The 18,812-nt window shown below is 70.1% G+C and carries 13 protein-coding genes; 7 read left to right on the top strand and 6 right to left on the bottom strand.

Annotation, left to right across the window (positions count from 1 at the left end):
* Positions 1-27: 27 nt before the first annotated feature.
* The 3 genes from GSE44_RS25655 to GSE44_RS09675 form a co-directional block, all read right to left on the bottom strand.
* Positions 28-213 (bottom strand): AtpZ/AtpI family protein, encoded by a 186-nt coding sequence (locus GSE44_RS25655; RefSeq protein WP_268893640.1) that lies wholly within the window; start codon positions 211-213, stop codon positions 28-30.
* A 258-nt stretch (positions 214-471) separates the two neighbouring features.
* On the bottom strand, positions 472-2,340 hold the full coding sequence (locus GSE44_RS09680) for an ABC transporter ATP-binding protein (RefSeq protein WP_159348586.1): 1,869 nt from the start codon (positions 2,338-2,340) through the stop codon (positions 472-474).
* A 134-nt stretch (positions 2,341-2,474) separates the two neighbouring features.
* Positions 2,475-4,877, bottom strand: coding sequence for a recombinase (locus GSE44_RS09675; protein WP_159348616.1), 2,403 nt, complete (start codon positions 4,875-4,877; stop codon positions 2,475-2,477).
* A 284-nt stretch (positions 4,878-5,161) separates the two neighbouring features.
* On the opposite strand from GSE44_RS09675, the gene GSE44_RS09670 reads away from it, so the two are divergent.
* The 6 genes from GSE44_RS09670 to GSE44_RS09645 all read left to right on the top strand — a co-directional run bounded on the left by GSE44_RS09670 (position 5,162) and on the right by GSE44_RS09645 (position 11,540).
* Positions 5,162-6,160 carry a DUF2891 domain-containing protein gene (locus GSE44_RS09670; RefSeq protein ID WP_159348585.1) on the top strand — a complete coding sequence of 333 codons (999 nt, stop codon included), beginning with the start codon at positions 5,162-5,164 and terminating at the stop codon, positions 6,158-6,160.
* A 154-nt stretch (positions 6,161-6,314) separates the two neighbouring features.
* Entirely contained in the window at positions 6,315-7,034 is a 720-nt protein-coding gene (locus tag GSE44_RS09665) for a lysophospholipid acyltransferase family protein (protein WP_159348584.1), read from the top strand.
* A complete protein-coding gene (locus tag GSE44_RS09660) occupies positions 7,031-7,789 on the top strand; it encodes a glycosyltransferase family 2 protein (protein ID WP_159348583.1) in 759 nt (252 codons plus the stop codon). Before GSE44_RS09665 ends, GSE44_RS09660 begins: the two co-directional genes overlap by 4 nt.
* Positions 7,786-8,778 (top strand): asparaginase, encoded by a 993-nt coding sequence (locus GSE44_RS09655; protein WP_159348582.1) that lies wholly within the window; start codon positions 7,786-7,788, stop codon positions 8,776-8,778. The genes GSE44_RS09660 and GSE44_RS09655 overlap by 4 nt, the downstream gene beginning before the upstream one ends.
* 68 nt (positions 8,779-8,846) lie before the next feature.
* Positions 8,847-10,187 carry an NAD(P)/FAD-dependent oxidoreductase gene (locus GSE44_RS09650; protein WP_159348581.1) on the top strand — a complete coding sequence of 447 codons (1,341 nt, stop codon included), beginning with the start codon at positions 8,847-8,849 and terminating at the stop codon, positions 10,185-10,187.
* Positions 10,188-10,232: 45 nt separating this feature from the next.
* Positions 10,233-11,540 carry an NAD(P)/FAD-dependent oxidoreductase gene (locus GSE44_RS09645; protein ID WP_159348580.1) on the top strand — a complete coding sequence of 436 codons (1,308 nt, stop codon included), beginning with the start codon at positions 10,233-10,235 and terminating at the stop codon, positions 11,538-11,540.
* A gap of 364 nt (positions 11,541-11,904) precedes the next feature.
* Here GSE44_RS09645 and GSE44_RS09640 read toward each other — a convergent pair whose 3' ends face one another.
* From GSE44_RS09640 to GSE44_RS09630, 3 genes are all read right to left on the bottom strand, one after another.
* A complete protein-coding gene (locus GSE44_RS09640; RefSeq protein WP_159348579.1) occupies positions 11,905-15,570 on the bottom strand; it encodes a hydantoinase B/oxoprolinase family protein in 3,666 nt (1,221 codons plus the stop codon).
* Positions 15,571-15,687: 117 nt separating this feature from the next.
* Positions 15,688-17,079, bottom strand: a complete 1,392-nt coding sequence (gene hydA / locus GSE44_RS09635; protein ID WP_159348578.1) for a dihydropyrimidinase — start codon at positions 17,077-17,079, stop codon at positions 15,688-15,690.
* 74 nt (positions 17,080-17,153) lie between these two features.
* Positions 17,154-17,837 (bottom strand): sensor histidine kinase family protein, encoded by a 684-nt coding sequence (locus tag GSE44_RS09630; protein WP_159348577.1) that lies wholly within the window; start codon positions 17,835-17,837, stop codon positions 17,154-17,156.
* Between the two features lie 94 nt (positions 17,838-17,931).
* On the opposite strand from GSE44_RS09630, the gene GSE44_RS09625 reads away from it, so the two are divergent.
* Positions 17,932-18,810, top strand: coding sequence for a DUF6502 family protein (locus tag GSE44_RS09625; protein ID WP_235924682.1), 879 nt, complete (start codon positions 17,932-17,934; stop codon positions 18,808-18,810).
* The last annotated feature ends 2 nt before the right edge of the window (positions 18,811-18,812 follow it).

Raw genomic sequence — 18,812 nt, 5'->3', positions numbered from 1 at the left:
TCGGTCCTTGATTTCCCAATCGGGTCGCTACGGTCGGGCGCCGGGCCGGGGATTGAACAGCCGATAGATGTTCAGCACCCCTGCGGCACCACCCACGACGAAGAAAACGAGGAAGAGCCAGGGGAACGTCCCGAGCCAGCGATCCAGCCCGAAGCCGATCGCAGCGCCCACGACAAGCGCCGACACCACCTCGACCCCCGCGCGGAAACCTATTCCCCACGGTCCTGTCGGCAGGCCTCCCGTCCCCTTGACAGGTTCGGGATCCAGGCCCTGGCGGGTCCTGGCCTTCCGCAGTCGGTCGTCGAAGCCGTCCCGGTGTTCCACTTCGCTCTCCCGCGGTTAACCCCCCCGGAAGGCAGGGGGTCCCTAAATTGGCGTCCATGTGGTGTCAAGCGCGTGCGGCACCGCAACACACGCATCCTCGCCGCTGTTGCGTCATTCAGGCCACTTTCCGCAATGGCCGAGTGCCCGTCACGCCCCGATGAACCCGCCCGACTGCCGCGCCCAGAGCCGCGCATAAGCACCGTTGCGGGCCAACAGTTCCGCATGGGTTCCGCTCTCCGCCACCCGCCCGGCCTCCAGCACCACCAGCCGGTCGAGCGTCGCGATGGTGGACAGGCGATGGGCGATGGCGATCACCGTCTTCCCGGACATCAGGGCCGAAAGCTGCTCCTGGATCGCCGCCTCCACCTCCGAATCCAGGGCGCTGGTCGCCTCGTCCAGCACCAGGATGGGCGCATCCTTCAGCAGCACCCGCGCGATCGCCACCCGCTGCCGCTGCCCGCCCGAGAGCTTCACCCCACGCTCCCCGGCATGGGCGTCATACCCCGCGCGCCCCCGCCAATCGGACAGCGCCTCGATGAATTCCGCCGCCTCCGCCCGCCGCGCGGCCTCGGCCACCTCGGCCTCCGAGGCATCCGGGCGGCCGAAGCGGATGTTGTCGCGGATGGAGCGGTGCAGCAGCGCGGTATCCTGGGTCACAAGTCCGATGGCAGCCCGCAGACTCTCCTGCGTCACCCCCGCGATGTCCTGCCCATCGATCAGGATCCGCCCCGATTCGGGGTGGAAGAAGCGCAGCAGCAGGTTCACCGCCGTGGTCTTGCCGGCCCCGGAATGCCCGACCAGCCCCACCCGCTCCCCGGGCGCCACCTCCAGGTCGAACCCGTCCAGCACGGCGCTGTCCTTGCGCCCATAGCCGAAGCGCACCCCCTCGAAGCGGATCGCCCCGCGCGACACCACCAGCGGCCGCGCGCCCGGCGGGTCCGGCTCGGTGGGCTCCACGGCAATGCTCCGCATCGCCTCCTGCACCACCCCGATATTCTCGAAGATCCCGGCCACGTTGAAGGCCACCCAGCCGGACATGTTGGCGATCTGCCAGGCCATCGGCATGGCGGTGGCCACCGTCGCCACCCCCACCTCGCCCCGCATCCACAGCCCGATGGAAGCCGTCGCCATCCCCACAAGCAGCAGCGCATTGAGCGAGGACAGCAGCACCGCGTTCAGCGTCACCATCCGCGACTGCCGCTGGAAGGCCCGGGTGAGCCCCTGCACCCCCTCCTGCACGAAGGCATCCTCCCGCTCAGCGCGGGCGAACAGCTTGATCGACAGGATGTTGGTATAGGCATCCACGATCCGCCCGGTCAGCAGGCTCCGCTGCTCGGAGGCGGCGCGGGACCGGTCCCGCATCTGCGGCACCACGAAGCGTAGCAGGGCCGCATAGGCCACGAACCACACGAGGATCGGCAGCATCAGCCGCCAGTCCGCGCTGCCCAGCCACACCACCGCGCTCGACCCGTAGACCAGGATGTACCAAACAGCGGTGATCGTCTGGACCACCGATTCCCGCAGCGCCGGCCCCGCCTGCATCACCCGGTTGGCGATGCGCCCCGCGAAATCCTCCTGGAAGAAGGCCCAGCCCTGGCGCGAGACCAGCCGGTGCGCCTGCCAGCGGATCAGGCTGGTGAAGCCGGGGTTGATCCCCTGATTCGTCACCAGGTTCTGCGCCAGGATCGCAGCCGGCCGCAGCACCAGCAGCACCCCGCCCATGAGCAGCAGGCTGCCCCCGGCCTCTGCCCAGAGCGCCTCCGGCGCATGCTGCCCCAGCAGCGCCACCACCTGCCCGATGAACACCGGGATCAGGCTGTCCAGCACCGCCACCAGGAAGCCGGTGACGAACAGCGCCACCACCAGCGCCCGCGCCTGCCGCGCGAAATGCCAATAGAAGCCGGTCAGGCTCCGCGGCGGCGGTGCCTCAGGCACCGGCGCGCCCAGGAGCTTCGCGGCCCGCGCCCCGGGCGGGGCGATGGGGTCGACGAAGGACTCAAGGAAGCGGAAGGGCATGGGCGGGATGTAGGCCCGAGCGGCGGGGGCCGATAGCGGCGGGGGCGATCACCGACAGGGGAGAAGAAGAAAGGCCGGGGGAAAGGAATTCCCCGGACCTCCATCTTTTCCTCGAGTAAAGCGTCGGGGCTGCTTCAGATCGGGCAGACGCCGCTGGCGCATTGCAGATGGGCCCAATCCACCGCCTCCTGCACGGCGCGGTCGCTGATGCCTTCCACGATGGCGGCGAACTTGCCGGCGGAAACCTCCTCTTCCGGCAGGTACTCGTAGCCCAGTTCCGAATCCGGCCGGCTCGGCAGCACCGAGCAGCACCGCACCCGCGGCTGCTCCTCCCGCATAATGGCGCGGAAGGATTCCAGGTCCACCTGGTCGGTGAAGACCTTCAGCGTGTAGCTCACCTGGTTGCCCTGGGCCTCGCCGATCCAATGCCGCTCCAGCAGCCGCAGCCAGGCATATTGCTCGCCCGGGCTCGCCTCCGGTGCCGTCACCAGCTTCGAGCCAAGCCCCAGCCGCAGCGCCAGCGGCACGGTCGGGAAGCCCACGATGCTCATCCCCGGAAAGCTCCGCAGCGTGCGGATCGGATAGCCCCGCGCCTCGTACTCGGCCAGCAGAGGATCGGAATCGGACAGCCACCGGCCCGTCTGCTCGTCCTTCCCGCCCTTGAACTGCACCCAGCGCAGATACTGCCGGCGTGCGGGCAGATGCGCGCCCTCGGTCAGGCCGAACAGCTTGCTCGTGGTTCCGGCCGGCTTCACCGTCGTCACCGTCACCGGTCGCGCCATGCCGAGGCTGGCGGAATAGGCATCCGCCTCCTCCTTGGCCAGCGACGAAAGCCGGTCCAGCGCCGCCCAGAAGGCGCCGGACTTCGCCTCGTCCAGCAAGTCGTGAAAGCCCAGGCCAAAGCGCATCCAGGCCCATTCATGCAGCCCTGTCGGCCCGATGCCGATGCGGTTGGTCCGCGCGACCTCCTCGCCATAGAGCGCATCCATCCGGTTGGCCCGGATCAGGAAGCGCACGCCCAGGCGCACGCTGTCCTCTACCCGCGCATCCCACAGCGCGGCCGCATCCGCGGGCACCTCGCCCGGCGTGAAGCTCTCCAGATCCAGCGGGCAGGCCAGCAGCGGCGCGAAATCCGCGATCACGCAATAGCCGCCCGTCACATGCAGCGTGATCTCGCCGCAGGGATTGGTCGTCACCGGAAAGCGCGAGGTCGAAGCGCGGCGCGAGGCCTCGGCCAGCAGCCCCGCCGCATGGTCCACCTGGTACCGCTCGCTGCGGAAATCCCGCCCATCGTCATGCACGGGCTTTTCCCAGGCACTGCCGGTCCGCTGGTCTTCCAGCCGGTCGCCATTGATAAAGCCGGGCTCGCCATTGATGTAGGCACAGCGCGTTACCTCGGCGAAGACCGCCTTGGCATGGGCGGTCAGCGCATCGGCCTCGCCCTCGGGCGCCCGCACCCGGGCCCAGAACTCCGCATCCACCATCACCGAGTTATTCGCCGTCCACAGGCCACCCTCGGACTTGGCACGCACGAAGCGCAGCACGCCGGCATCGCGCCAGGACTTGGTGGCCATGCGCGCCGCACGCCGCGCCCCGCCCACCTGCACCTCGACGGAGAGGTAATGGTCCACCAGCAGCGCCTGCTCCCAGGGCTGCAACGCCTCGCCCGCCGGATCGCGCTCCCGCGCCGGCACCAGCACATGGCGGCGGATGTTCATCAACCCGCGCAGCAGCGAAACCGGCCCCGAGGACGGCCGCCCCTGCATGCCCTTGATCGGGCTCCCCGCTGGGCGCACGGCGGACAGGTCCACCACCAGCACCCCGTCCCGCGCGCCCTCGAAAGCCATGGATTCCAGCCGCTCGACGGCCTTGGCCCAGCCCTCGCGGCTGTCCTCGACCCGGTGCATCACCGCCCCGGCCGGGGCGGCGGACAGGTCCGCCAGCAGCTCGGCCGACAGGAACTCCCGCACCCGCGCCTCGGCACCCGCATCGAAGCCGGCCTCATCCGTGCCCCAGGGCAGGATTCCCAGCTCGATCCCGAAGCGCCGCAGCCCATCCCGGCCGCGCGGGTAATCCGCATGGGATGGATCGAGATACAGCATCAGCGCCGGCGCCTGCCCCCAATCCACCAGGGACAGCTCGTCGTCATAGGCCCGGCCGACGCCGGAGCCGTTCAGCAGCAGATAAAACTCGGCGAAGGAGGCGATCGCCGTCGCGCAATTGGTGAACACCTCCATGTTCCGCCCTGCCTGCGCGGCGTCGCCATGCTGCAGATGGCGGCCGGAGGTCAGCAGCGCCCCCGTCGCGATGGCATTGCGCAGCCGCGCCTGCTCCACGGCGTCCGCCACCGGCGCGAGGCTCATGTTCCCCGCCGCGACCCGGTCGGCCACGCGCCCGAAATCCTCGCCATCCTCCGGCCGGAAAACGGTGCGGCGGCCCACCGCCACGCCCATCCCCTCGTCCAACGCTCGCTCCGGAAGGGGTGCCTCGCCGAAGGCCTGGCCCGGCAGCGCCCGCACCCGCCGGAAAGCGGGCATGGCGTCGGGATGAGGGTGATAGCCGTCCATTCGGCACGCTCCATGTCGGACTCGGTATGGCGCAGTTCGCCCGCCGGATTTCCGGCGGCGTCTCGCGTCCGGGCCCCGCGAATCGGCCCGGTGAACACCATATCTCGTGCTGAGTTTCATCACCACCTACCATATGGTGTTTTCGCCCCCGGAATCACACCCACCCTTGCAGGCGCCGGAACCCCATGCCCTGCTGGCTCGAACGTCCCCTCGCCGCCCCGAGTCCGACCCGATCCGCACTGAAAGTTGAGTCGATGAGCAGCTCCCTCCCCAGCCTTACCGAGCCCCTCGCCGCCCGCCTCGCGGCCATCGCCCTCGGCCATGTGGAGCGCGAGTATCCGAACAAGCCCGGCCACGTGCTGAACGGTCCGGAGGACGCCCGCACCCCCGCTGCCCTGCATCCCGTCTTCTTCGGCAGTTACGACTGGCATTCCTGCGTCCATGGCTACTGGATGCTGGTTCGCCTACTGCGCCGCTTTCCTGACATGGCGCCCGCCCAGGCCATCCGCGCCCTCTTCCACCGCCGCCTGACGCCCGAGGCAGTGGCCGCCGAAACCGCCTATCTCCAGGCCCCAGGCACGCGCGGCTTCGAGCGCCCCTATGGCTGGGGCTGGCTTCTGGCGCTGGCCGCCGAACTCGCCCGCCATGAGGAGGAACCCTGGGCCCGCACCCTCGCCCCGCTCGCAAGCGCCTTCGCGCAACGCTTCCGCGCCTTCCTGCCCATCGCCACCTATCCGGTGCGCGTCGGCACCCATCCCAACACCGCCTTCGGCCTCCTCATGGCCGCCGACCACATGGCGGAGGACCTCCCCCTCCTCCGCACCACCGCCCTCCGCTGGTACGGCGCGGACCGCGACTGCCCCGCCTGGGGGGAACCCAGCGGCGACGATTTCCTCTCCTCCGCGCTTATCGAGGCCGCCTGCATGGCCCGCCTCCTCCCGCCAGAGGATTTCGCCCCCTGGTTCGCCGCCTTCTTCCCGCGCATTGCGCAAGGCGAACCCGCCACCCTTTTCATTCCCGCGACCGTCTCTGACCGCAGCGACGGCAAGATCGCCCATCTGGACGGGCTGAACCTCTCCCGCGCCTGGTGCTGGCGCCGCCTGGCCGCCGCCCTGCCGGCGCAGGACCCGCGCCGCGCCCCGATGGAGGCCGCCGCCGCCCGCCATCTCGATGCCGGCCTGCCTCATGTCGCCGGCGACTACATGGGCGAGCACTGGCTCGCATCTTTCGCGGTGCTGGCGCTGGAGGGGTAGGGCCGCCCCGGCATTGCCGCTATCTTCCCTCAAACAGAACGGAGCCGGGCCCCGCGGCGGTCCGCCCGGCCGGAGAGGGGACTCATTGCCGACGCCGCATTCAGCCGCCCCGCCGGGCCGCCCCCCCCTGTCCAGGGCCGACCGGCCCCGCCGCATGCGGGACACGCTGGCCTTCTACGGGGTGCTGGCGGCCCTCGGTGGTGTCTTCCTTGGCTGGTCCCTCCTCGCCTTCCCCCTCTCCTTTGTCCTTCCACCGCGTCTCGGCCGCCCCATCGGCCGTCGGGCCATCAGCGCCGGCTTCCGCTTCCTGCTCCGCCTCATGCAGCACGCGGACCTCGTCCGGCTGGACCTCACGGCCCTGGAGCCGCTGCGCGAGGCGCGCGGCCTGGTGGTGGCGCCCAACCACCTTTCCCTCATCGACGTGATGCTGGTCGCCTCCCACCTGCCCGATGCCGTCTGCATCATGAAGGCGGGGCTGGAGCGGAAACCGGCTCTCGGCGGCGCGCGAATGGCGGGCTACATTCCCAATGATGCCGGCCTCCCGGTCATCCGCCGCGCGGCCGAGGAGCTGCGGGCCGGCGCCAACCTCCTCGTCTTCCCGGAAGGCACGCGATCCTCCGATGGCTGCATCGGCCCTTTCCACCCGGGCTTCGCCCTCATCGCCCGACGTGCCGGCGTCCCGGTGCAGCCCGTCTTCATCGAGAGCAACACCCGCTATCTCGGGAAGGGCTGGCCGATCTGGCGCCGCCCCGACTTCCCGCTGCACTACCGCGCCTGGCTGGGCGAGCGCGTGACCGTCCAGGGCTCCGCCGAAGCCTTCGCCGCGAACCTGCGCCCGCGATATGCCGCCGCCCTGGGGAAGGCGCTGCGTTGAGCCGCACTCATCTCGTCGTCATCCCCAGCTACAACACCGGCCCGCGCCTTGCGGAGACTGTGGCGGCCGCGCGCGCCGCCTGGCCCGTGGTCTGGGTGGTGGTGGATGGCAGCACCGACGGATCCGCCGCACCGCTCCGTGCCATTCAGGATCCCGGCTTCCGCCTGATCGAGCGCCCGTCCAACGGCGGCAAGGGCGCCGCCCTGCATGACGCCTTCGAAGCCGCGGCCAGCGCCGGCTTCACCCATGCCCTCGCCATGGATGCCGATGGCCAGCACCCCGCCGACCGCATCGCCGACTTCATGTCCGCCTCCGCCGCCCATCCGGAGGCAATGATCCTCGGCACCCCCGTCTTCGGCCCCGAGGCCCCGAGGCTCCGCGTACGCGGCCGTCGGATCTCCAACTGGTGGACCGGCCTGGAAACCCTCTGGTGCACCCGCGGTGGCGAGCCGATCGCCGATAGCCTCTACGGCTTCCGCATCTACCCCATCGCCCCGCTGCTCGAAGTGATGCGCCGCACCCAGTTCATGCGCCGCTACGACTTCGACGCCGAGGCCGCCGTCCGCCTCGCCTGGCGCGGCGTGCCTGCCTGCAACATCCCCGCCGCCGTGCGCTACTTCGCCCCCGCCGAGGGCGGCGTCTCCCACTTCCGTTACGGCCGCGACAACCTGCTGCTCACCGGCATGCACACGAGGCTGGTGTTCGGCTTCCTCTGGCGCCTCCCGGCGCTGCTCTGGCGGAGAAGCCGCGCATGAACCTCCCCAACCCGATGGTCGAGATCCGCCGCAACGGCGTGACCGAAAGCCTCCACCATGGCGTCGCCGTGGTGGCCGATGCCGATGGCCGCCTGCTCCATGCCTGGGGCGACGCGGACCTCCTCACCTTCCCCCGCTCCTCCCTCAAGCCCTTCCAGGCGCTTTCCCTGGTGGAAAGCGGCGCGGCCGACGGGCTCGATTCCGCCCATCTCGCCCTCGCCTGCGCCTCCCACCGCGCCGAGCCCTTCCAGGTCGCCATGGTGGAAACCTGGCTCGCCCGGATGGGCCGCCCCGAATCCGTCCTGGTCTGCGGCCCCGCGCTCCCCATGGGCGAAGGCGACATGGCCGATGCGGTGCGCGCCGGCGGCAAGCGCCGCGCCTTCCACAACTGCTCGGGCAAGCATTGCGGCTTCCTCGCCGCCGCCCAGGCCTTCGGCACGCCGGATGGCTACGAACGCCCTGACCATCCCGCCCAGCAACACTGGCTTGCCGGCCTGTCCGAACTCATCGGCCATGACGCCACGGCCCTGCCGCGCGGCACCGATGGATGCGGCCTTCCCGCCCTTGCCCTGACCATGACGGATGCCGCCCGCGCCGCGGCCCGCTACGCCGCCCTCGCCGTCTCCGACCTGAAGCGCGAGGCCGCCATCCGCCGCCTCCTCGCCGCCCTGCGCGAGCACCCGGACCATGTCTCCGGCCGCAACCGTCCCACCTCGAAGATCGTCGCCGCCACCGAAGGCCGAGTCGTGCTGAAGGAGGGCGCGGAAGGCTTCGTCATCGGCTTCGTGCCGGAGCGCGGCCTCGGCATCGCCGTGAAGATCCTGGACGGCGCCTCGCGCGGGAAGATGGCGGTCTTCTCCACCGTGCTCGGCCGCCTCGGCCTCCTCCCGCCCGACCGCGCGGCCGAGCTGGCGCGAGCGGTGGAGGCGCCAGTGCTGGACAGCAACAACCGCATCGTGGGTGAGGTCGCGGCGCTGCCGCTAGCCTGAGCGAAGCCCGGCGGCTTTGCCCGCCAGGAAGGGTGGGCCATGATTCTGGTTTCCCCGGAGTCCCAATCATGGCCATCCCCCCCATCGACCGCGTGCAGGACGACGCCGCGCTTCCGGCGGAGGTGGATGTCGCCGTGATCGGCGGCGGCATTGCCGGGGTGGCCGCCGCTTATTTCCTCGCCAAGGCCGGACGCCGCGTCGCCATCCTGGAAAAGGGCGCCATCGCCGCCGAGCAATCCAGCCGCAACTGGGGCTGGTGCCGCGTGCAGAACCGCGATGAGCGCGAAATCCCCCTCGTCCAACGCAGCGTGGAGATCTGGGCCAACCTCGCCGCCGAAACCGGCGCCGATTACGGCTTCCGCCGCACCGGCCTCGTCTATGTCACCCGCAGCCAGGCCGACATGGCCAAGTGGGAATCCTGGGTGTCCATGGCCCGGCAATACCAGGCCCATAGCCGGATGCTCACCGCCGCCGAAGCCCGCGCCGCCACCCCCGGCAATGACGGCGCCTGGATCGGCGGCGTCGCCTCCCCGCGGGACGGCATGGCCAATCCGTTCAAGGCGGTCCCCGCCCTCGCCGAAGCCGCCCGCCGCCTCGGCGCCACCATCCACCAGCGCTGCGCCGTGCGCGGGCTGGACATCACCGCCGGCCGCGTCAGCGGCGTCGTCACCGAGCGCGGCACCATCCGCGCCGCGTCAGTCCTGCTCGCCGGCGGCGCCTGGTCCTCCATGTTCCTCCGCCGTCACGGCGTGGACCTGCCGCAGACCAGCGTACGCTCCACCGTCTTCCTCACCGAGCCCGCGCCCTCGGTGACGGAAGGCGGCATCAACACGCCTGACATCACCATCGGCCGCCGCGCCAATGGCGGCTACATCGTCGCCGCCAACAACCGCGGCCGGATCGAGGTCACGCCCAACGGCATCCGCCACGCCCGCAAGTTCTGGCCCACCCTCATCAGCCGCTGGAACAGCGTCTCCTTCGGCGCCGGAAGGTCTTTCTTTCGTGGCCCGGACGCCTGGGCGGGTAACTGGTCCTTCGACCGCCCCACCATGTTCGAGCGTGAGGACATGCGCGTCCTCGATCCCGCGCCGAGCCCCGGAGTCGAGGGTCCCGGCCTCGCCCAGCTGGCGAAGTCCTGGCCCGCCCTCGCCGGCACGAAGGCGGCGGCCACCTGGGGCGGCTGGATCGATTCCACCCCGGACGCCGTCCCCGTGATCGCCCCGATAGACGCCCTGCCGGGCCTTTTCCTCTCCACCGGCTATAGCGGCCATGGCTTCGGCATCGGCCCCGGCGCCGGCCGCCTCGCGGCCGACCTGATTCTGGGCACGCCCCCCATCGTGGACCCCACGCCCTTCAAGCTCGATCGCCTGATCGACGGCTCCCCCATCCGCGAGCCGGGGATGATCTGACGAACCGCTTGACCCGTCCCCGCCCGGGGCGGAAATCTTCCCCTCATGGAACAGAGCGCCTCACCCGATGTCCTCGTCGTCGGCGGCGGACCCGCCGGCTCCACCGCCGCCGCCCTGCTGGCCAAGGCCGGCCGGGACGTGGTGCTGATCGAGAAGGAGGCGCATCCGCGCTTCCACATCGGCGAAAGCCTGCTCCCGCGGAACCTCGACATCCTGGAGCGCCTCGGCATGCTCGAGGCGGTCCGGGACATGGGCGTGCACAAGCCAGGCGCCGAATTCGTCTCTGACCGCACCGGTCGCTCCTGCGCCTTTCCCTTCGCCCAGGCGCTGAACAAGGCCCGCACCCATTCCTGGCAGGTCCGCCGCTCGGATTTCGATGCCGCCCTCTTCGCCAATGCCGACCGCCTCGGCGCCAGGACGCTCGAGGAAACCCGCGTCACCGACATCACCTTCGGTGCCAGCGGCGAACGCGCGACGGTCAAGGCGCGCACCAAGGAAGGCGTGGACCTCACCTTCCGCCCTCGCTTCGTACTGGACGCCTCCGGCCGCGACACCTTCCTCGCCGGCAAGCTGCGCCTGAAGGAATCGAACAAGCACAACAACACCGCCGCCATGTATGCGCACTTCACCGGCGTGGAGCGGCGCGAAGGTGAGCTGGACGGCTACATCTCCATCCACCTCGCCGAGGACGGCTGGTTCTGGCTCATTCCGCTACCGGGCGATGTGATGAGCATCGGCTTCGTCGGCAACCAATCCGCCTGGAAGGGCCGCAAGGGCAGCGCGAAGGAACTCTTTCTCCAACGCATCGCCAGCAGCCCCACCGTCTCCGCCCGCACCCGCAACGCTGAGATGACCTCGGAGATCTATAGCACCGCCAATTACTCCTACCGCGCCACCTCGGGCTCCGGCGAAGGCTATCTGATGATCGGCGACGCCTTCGGCTTCGTGGACCCGATGTTCTCGACGGGCGTGCTGATGGCCATGACCGCTGGCGAACTCGGCGCCCAGGCCGCCGACCTCTGGCTGGAGGACCCGGTGCGCGGCGCCGCCGCCTGCCGCGCGACGAACCAGGAACTCGCCCGCGCCATGGACCGCATCGGCTGGCTCATCTACCGCATCAACGACCCGGTGATGCGTAGCCTCTTCATGGCGCCGAAGAACACGCTTTGGATGCGGGACGGCATCATCAACATGCTCGCCGGCAACCTTGCCGGCGGCCGCTTCGGTGATCCACGCGCGGTGCTGCCGATCCTCTCCTTCAAGGCCGTCTTCCACGTCATGTCCTGGCTGCACCGCCATGGGATGGGACCCGCCATGCCAGAGGCACGTCCCGCCATGATGGCGGCTGAATAGAAGGCGCCTCCACGAGGCAAGGCGTGATGCAGAACGGTCAGGAGGTGGCGGGACCCATCGCCTGACACCGGCGCGCATGATCCGATCTGTTGTCGCGGCGGCCTCTGGGAGGCGCGGCCTCCCACACCTTCCGCCGGGGAGCCGACGGGCTTCCCGGGCCCCGCGATCTGTTGGTGCGCCTGAGGTCTATGACCTCAGGCGACCGATCTTTCAGCCCGAGCCACCTGAAAAATCTGCCTGCGGCGCCACAGCCGACATCCTTCCCCTGAAAAACTGAACGCGGGGTCCGGGGTGGCCGCCGCCATCCAGGCGGAGGTCCGGAGGCAGAGCCTCCGGGGGCCACCAAAACAACAGCGGCCGTTGCTCAGGCGGCACGCTCCGCCACAGGCCCATACCCGCCGCCAGTCGGCGTGACGATTGTCACCGCCTCTCCCGCCCGCAGCGCGGACTTCGCGCATCCCGGCAGGACCTCCTCGCTCCCATCCAGCCGCCGCACGAGGTTCTGCCCCATTTCTCCCGGCTCACCCCCAAAGAGCCCCGGTGGCGGCACTTCGCGATGCCCGGCCAGGATGGCCACCTCCATGTCCTCCAGGAAGCGGATGGTGCGCCGCGTGCCGTCGCCCGCGTTCCACTTCCCCTTCCCGCCGGACCCGATGCGGATGGAGAATTCCTCCAGCACCACCGGAAAGCGCGTTTCCAGGATTTCCGGATCGGTCAGCCGTGAGTTGGTCATATGAGTCTGCACGCCCGGCGCCCCATCGAAGCCCTCGCCGGCCGACGCACCGGAGCAGATCGTCTCGTAATACTGGTAGGTCTCATTCCCGAAGGTGAGATTGTTCATGGTGCTCTGCGCCGGCGCCAGCGTGCCCACGGCAGCGAGCAGCGCACTCGTCACCGCCTGCGAAACCTCCACATTCCCCGCCACCACTGCCGCCGGCCATTGCGGCGCCAGCATCGAGGCCTCCGGCACCAGGATACGGATCGGCCGCAGGCAGCCTGCATTCATCGGAATATCGGAATCCACCAGCAGCCGGAAGGCATAGAGCACCGCCGCCCGCGTCACCGGCTTCGGCGCATTGAAGTTGTCCGGCTGCTGCGGTGAGGTTCCGGTGAAATCCACCACCGCCTCCCGCGCACGGCGGTCCACGCTGATCCTCACGCGCACCCGCCGCCCGGAATCCATCGCATAGTCGAAGGATGCCTCCTCCGGCAGCCGGTCCAGCACGCGGCGCACGCTCTCCGCCGCGTTGTCCTGCACATGCGACATATAGGCGTGCACGACATCCGCGCCGAAATTCTCCACGGCGCGCAGCAGCTCCGCCGTGCCACGCGCATTCGCCGCCACCTGCGCCTTGAGGTCCGCGATGTTCTGCGGCGGGTTGCGCGCCGGGTACTTCGCGCCCGTCAGCAGCCCCAGCGCCGCACCCTCGCGGAACCGCCCCTGCTCCACGAGCAGGAGGTTGTCGATATACACACCTTCCTGCTCGATCGTCGTCGCATCCGGCGACATCGAACCCGGCGCCGTCCCGCCGACATCCGCGTGATGCCCGCGCGACGCCACCCAGAACATTACCTTCCCATCCGCACCGAACACCGGCGTGCAGACAGTGATATCGGGCAGATGCGTTCCGCCGTTATACGGCGCGTTCAGCGCCCATACATCGCCCGGCCGCGGGTTGGGGTTGGCGCGGATCACGCTCCCCACGCTGCCATCCATCGAACCCAGATGCACCGGGATATGCGGCGCATTGGAAACCAGCCCGCCCTCCGCATCGAACACCGCGCAGGAGAAGTCGAGCCGCTCCTTGATGTTCACGGAACTCGCAGTGTTCTGCAGCGCGACGCCCATCTGCTCCGCGATGGAGCGGAACAGGTTGTTGAAGATCTCCAGCATCACCGGATCGGCCTCGGTGCCGATGGCGGTCCCACGCTGCAGCACCTCCACCCGGTCCAGCACTAGGTGGTCCGCCGCTGTCAGCGACACGGACCATCCCGGCTCCACCACCACCGTCTGGTTCGGCTCGATGATCAGCGCCGGCCCCGCAATGGCCTGCCCGGGCCGCATCACCTCGCGCCGGTACACCGCCGCGTCATGCCAGGCGCCGCCAGAGAAGATCCGCGTGTGCCGCAGCGCCTCCGGCGCGGTCCCATCCTCCGCGGCCGTGACGGGCTCCGGCGCCGAAGCCCCACCGCCCGCGGCCTCGGCGAGCGCCGCCTCGATCACCACATCCCGCGACGGATCGGTGAAGCCGAAGCGCGCCAGATGTGCCGCTTCGAAGGCTTCGCGCAGCCCCGCCGCGCGCAATCCGCCCGCAGCCGCCACCACATCCGCCTGCCCCGCCAGATCCAGCGCCGGCACCTCCAGCGGCGTGTCCGTTCCGGCATAGCGAAGCTGCAGCGCGATGCGCGTGGACAGCGCACTCCCCGCCACGCCCTGCCCCAGCACCTCGCTCCGCGCCTCATCTGCCAGTGTCCCGAGCGCCGCGGCTACCTCGCCGAGCGACGCATCCACCAGCGGCCGGTCGAGCGTTCGCTGCCGCACGGCGCGGATATCCGCCAGCCCCATCCCATAGGCGGAAAGCAGCCCCGAGAAGGGATGGATCAGCACCCGCGTCATCGCCAGCGCATCCGCCACCAGGCACGCATGCTGCCCGGAGGCGCCGCCGAACGCATTCAGCACATATTTCGTGATGTCATAGCCACGCTGCACGGAGATGGTCTTGATCGCCTCCGCCATCCCCGCGACGGCAATGCGCAGCGCGCCATCCGCCACGGATTCCGGCGAACGCCCGCCGCCAATCTCCTCCGCCAGCGCGGCGAAACCCGAGCGCACCGCATCCACATCCAGCGGCTGATCCTGCTTCGGCCCGAAGATCGCGGGAAACAGGTCCGGCACCAGCTTGCCGGTCATCACATTGCAATCCGTCACCGTCAGCGGACCGCCGCGCCGGTAGCAGGCCGGCCCGGGATCGGCTCCCGCGCTTTCCGGCCCCACCCGCAGCCGCCCATCCCGATAGCGCACGATGCTCCCGCCACCGGCCGCCACCGTGTGCACCAGCATCATCGGCGCGCGCATCCGCACGCCCGCCACTTCCGTCTCCAGCGCCCGCTCGAACTGCCCGGCGTAATGCGCGACATCGGTGGAGGTGCCGCCCATGTCGAAGCCGATCACCCGCTCGAACCCGGCTTCCGCCCCCGTCCGCGCCAGCGCCACCACGCCGCCCGCCGGCCCCGACAGGATCGCATCCCGCCCCTGGAACAGCGACGCCGCCGTCAAACCGCCCGCCGAGGTCATGAACATCACCCGCGCGCCCGTGCGCGCGACGTCCAGCTCCTCCTCCACCTGCGCCACATAGCGCCGCAGCACCGGCGACAGATAGGCATCGACAACGGTGGTATCCCCACGCCCCACCAGCTTGATCAGCGGCCCGACCTCATGGCTGGCCGATACCTGCGCGAAGCCCATTTCCCGCGCCATGGCGGCGGCGGCAGCCTCATGCGCCGGATGCTTCCAGGAATGCAGGAACACGATGGCCAGGGAGCGGAACCCATCCGCCCTCAGCCCCTCCAGCACCGCACGTAGCGCAGCCTCGTCCAGCGCCGCCTCCACGGTCCCGTCGGCCCGCACGCGCTCGCCGATCTCCTCCACCCGCGCATAGAGCAGCTCCGGCTTCACCACCCGCCGCGCGAAGATGTCCCGCCGCGCCTGGTGCCCGATCGCCAGCGCATCGCGGAAGCCGCAGGTGGTGATCAGCGCCGTCCGCTCGCCCTTCCGCTCCAGCAGCGCATTGGTGGCGACGGTCGTGCCCATCCGCACCTCACCCACCGCGCCCGATGGGATGGGCGCTCCCGCCGCCAGCCCGAGATGCAGCCGGATTCCATGCACCGCCGCATCCCGATAGGCGCCTGGATTCTCCGACAGCACCTTCCGCGCATGCAGCCGCCCCTGCGGATCCCGACCGATCACATCGGTGAAGGTCCCGCCCCGATCCACCCAGAAATCCCAGGAACGCTGATCGGGAACGGACATGCGGAACCCCTTGTTGCGGCGCATCGAAAGCTGAGTAGGTGATGCTCTAGCGCGCGGCGTGCCACCCCGCGAGGGGGCTGGCCCAGGAACCGCCCCGCCGCCGCGAGCCCGCCAGCCTCACCGGGACGCGCCGGGCCCCCGTGGCAGCCACTGCCCGCTGCCCGGCCGTGCCAGCACCGCCCCGTCCCGCATCACCACCTCGCCCCGGCGGATGGTCGCGCTGGGCCAACCCGTCACCACCATGCCCTCATAGGGCGTGTAGTCGATGGCGTGCTGCATCAGTGCATTGGTGATCGTCACCCGCCGACCGGCATCCCACAGCACCAGGTCGGCGTCGCTTCCCACCGCGATCTCCCCCTTGCGCGGATATAGCCCCGCGACCTTCGCCGGATTCTCCGCCACCAGCTTCACGAAGGTCGGCAGGTCGATCCGCGCCTTGGAGACACCTTCCGAGAACATGATCGGCAGCCGCGCCGCCAGCCCCGGAATTCCGTTCGGGATCACGTCGAAGGGCGCATCCCGCCCGTGCTTCGCCTTGCCGCGGTCACCCCCGAAGGAAAACCCGCAATGGTCGGAGGTCACCACATCCAGCACGCCCTGGCGGATCATGTTCCACACCCGCCCATGCTCCTCCACGCCTCGCGGCGCCGGGCTGCACATGAACTTCGCACCCTCGAAACCCGGCCGGTCCATATCGTCGGCGGTCAGCGTCACATATTGTGGGCAGGTCTCCGCGCTCACATTCACGCCGCGCGCCTTGGCACGCGCCACCTCCTCCGCAACCTCCGCGCAGGAGACATGGAAGATCTGGATCGGCTGCCCCACCAGCTCCGCCAGCGCGATGGCGCGATGCGTCGCCTCCCGCTCCACCACCGGCGGACGCGACACGGCATGGTACTTCGGCGCCGTGCACCCCGCCGCGATCAGCGTGCGCGTCGCGAGCCGGATGGCGTCGAAGTTCTCGCAATGCACATGCACCATCAGCCCATGTTGCCGCGCGGCCTGTAGCACCGTCAGGAAGCCGGCATCGTCCAGATGCAGCGAATCATAGGTCAGGAAGGCCTTGAGGCTTCCCACCCCATCCGCCACCAGCGCCGGCACCTCCGCCATCGCGGCCTCGGACGGATCGGCCACGATCTGGTGGAAGCCGTGGTCCAGCATCCCGCGCGCCGCACGCTCCCGCGCCGCCCGGTGCTGCTCCAGCAACCCACCGCCCTTGAACTGGGGCGTATGCGCGACGACCGTCGTCGTCCCGCCCGCGAAGGCCGAGCGGGACGCGCTCTCCCAGCTCTCCTCCTGCACGCCGCCCTCGGGCAGCGGCTCCTCGATATGGCAATGCGTGTCGACGCCACCGGGCAGCACCAGCAACCCATCCGCCGGTATCACCTGCGCCGCGTCCTCGATCCGCTCCGCGACCGCGGCGATCCGGCCGCCGGAGATGCCGATGTCGCAGCGGACCACCGCATTCCCCAGGACGGCCGTGCCGCCCCGGATGGCCAGGTCGTACATGCCCCATCCTCCGATTCCGCCAGCAGGTTAGAGCGGAATGCCGCAGTGCGGTATCGGGCGGGCCGCGTCCCGCCTCAGTCCACCGAATCGGGCTGGACCCCATGCAGCAGCTCCATCGTGGCCTGGCTGCCCATCTGCATCCGCTGCAGCGTGGTCGTGCCGTCATGCAGCGCCGCAAGCGCCCGCAGCAGGCCCAGCCCCTCGCCGCCATCCCTCGCGCCGGCATAGCCCCAGCCGTTATCCTCCACGACCAGCCGCGTCCAACCCGCCTCGCTCACCAGCCGGACGTTGACATGGCCCATCAGGCGCGCGTGCAGTCCATGCTTCACGGCATTCCCCACCATCTCATGCGCCGCACGGAACACGGTGGTGCGCAGCGGCGCCGGGCATTCGCCCTCCACCACCACCTCCAGCCGCAGCACCTGGTCAGGGTCCTCCATCAGCTCCATCGTCGCCTCGCAGACCGAGCGCAGGCGGTCCTCCATGGAACCCGGCGCCTGGGTGATCCCGAACAGCGCGTTGGACAGGGCGGAGCTGAGCATCACCCGCCGTTCCAGCTCCTGCATCACCCGCCGGCCGTCGCGCGTCTCCTGCAGGCCCCGCACCTTCGCCACCTCGCAGAGCACCCGCTGCAGCGCATTCTTGGTGTGGTGCCGCAGCAGGCCGATCGAAACCTCCTCCTCCCCCTGGGGCTCAGCCGGGGGGCGGGCGGACCAGGGCGAGGAGGAATGAAGGGGACGGCGGGCGAGGAAGGTCATGTGGCGTGGATCCCTATGGCGCCCCAGCCGGGGCATGCCTGAACCGTATGTGGGAAAATTTCCCACGTCAATCGTTTGTGGGACTTCTTCCCACATGCCGGAGGTGCTATCTGTCCTCCAGCCGATGTCGCCCCCCATCCTCCCCTCGCCCCCCGCGGCGGAAACCCTCGTCCGCCCGCTCCGGCGCCTCCTGCGCCCGCTGGTGCGGCTGCTGATCCGCGCCGGCCTGACCTTTCCCGTCTGCGCCGACTTGCTGCGCAGCCTCTATGTAGAAGTGGCCGCGGAGATGGCCGAGGATGCCCGCGCGCGCACGGATAGCCGCCTCAGCCTTCTCACCGGCGTCCATCGGAAGGAATTGCGCCGCCTGCGCGAAACGCCCTCCGAGCCGGACCAGGTCCCGCCCGTGGTCACCCTTGGCAGCCAGGTCGTCGGCCGCTGGCTCGGACTGCCCGGCTATGCCGATGCCGAGGGCCGGCCCCTACCCCTGCCCCGCAGCGCAGCCGAAGGCGAACCCTCCTTCGACGCGCTGGTCGCCTCCGTCACCACGGATGTCCGCCCCCGCACCGTGCTGGACAGCTGGCTGGACCAGGGCATCGTCTCGATCGGCCCGGATGACCGGCTGCGCCTCAATGCCTGCGCCTTCATTCCGAACCGCGCCATCGAGGGCCAGCTCTTCTACTTCGCGCGCAATCTGCGGGACCACCTCGCCGCCGCCGCGGCCAACATCTCCGCCACCGACACGCCGCCCTTCCTCGACCGCAGTCTGCATTACGACCGCCTGCCCCCCGAGGCCGCAGCAGAGCTCGAAGCCGCCAGCCGCGAAGGCGCGCAGCGCCTCTTGCTCGAAATGAACCGCCTTGCCCTCTCCCTCCTCGAGGAAGGCGAGGCCGCGCCCGGAACCCCGACGAAGCGCGTCAACCTCGGCATCTACCTCTATGCCGAGGACGAGACGCGGCCGGCGCCGGGCGGCTGACC

The sequence above is a fragment of the Muricoccus harenae genome (assembly GCF_009848505.1).
Classification (GTDB): Bacteria; Pseudomonadota; Alphaproteobacteria; order Acetobacterales; family Acetobacteraceae; genus Roseomonas; species Roseomonas harenae.
This window is presented reverse-complemented; position numbering and strand designations above follow the sequence as displayed.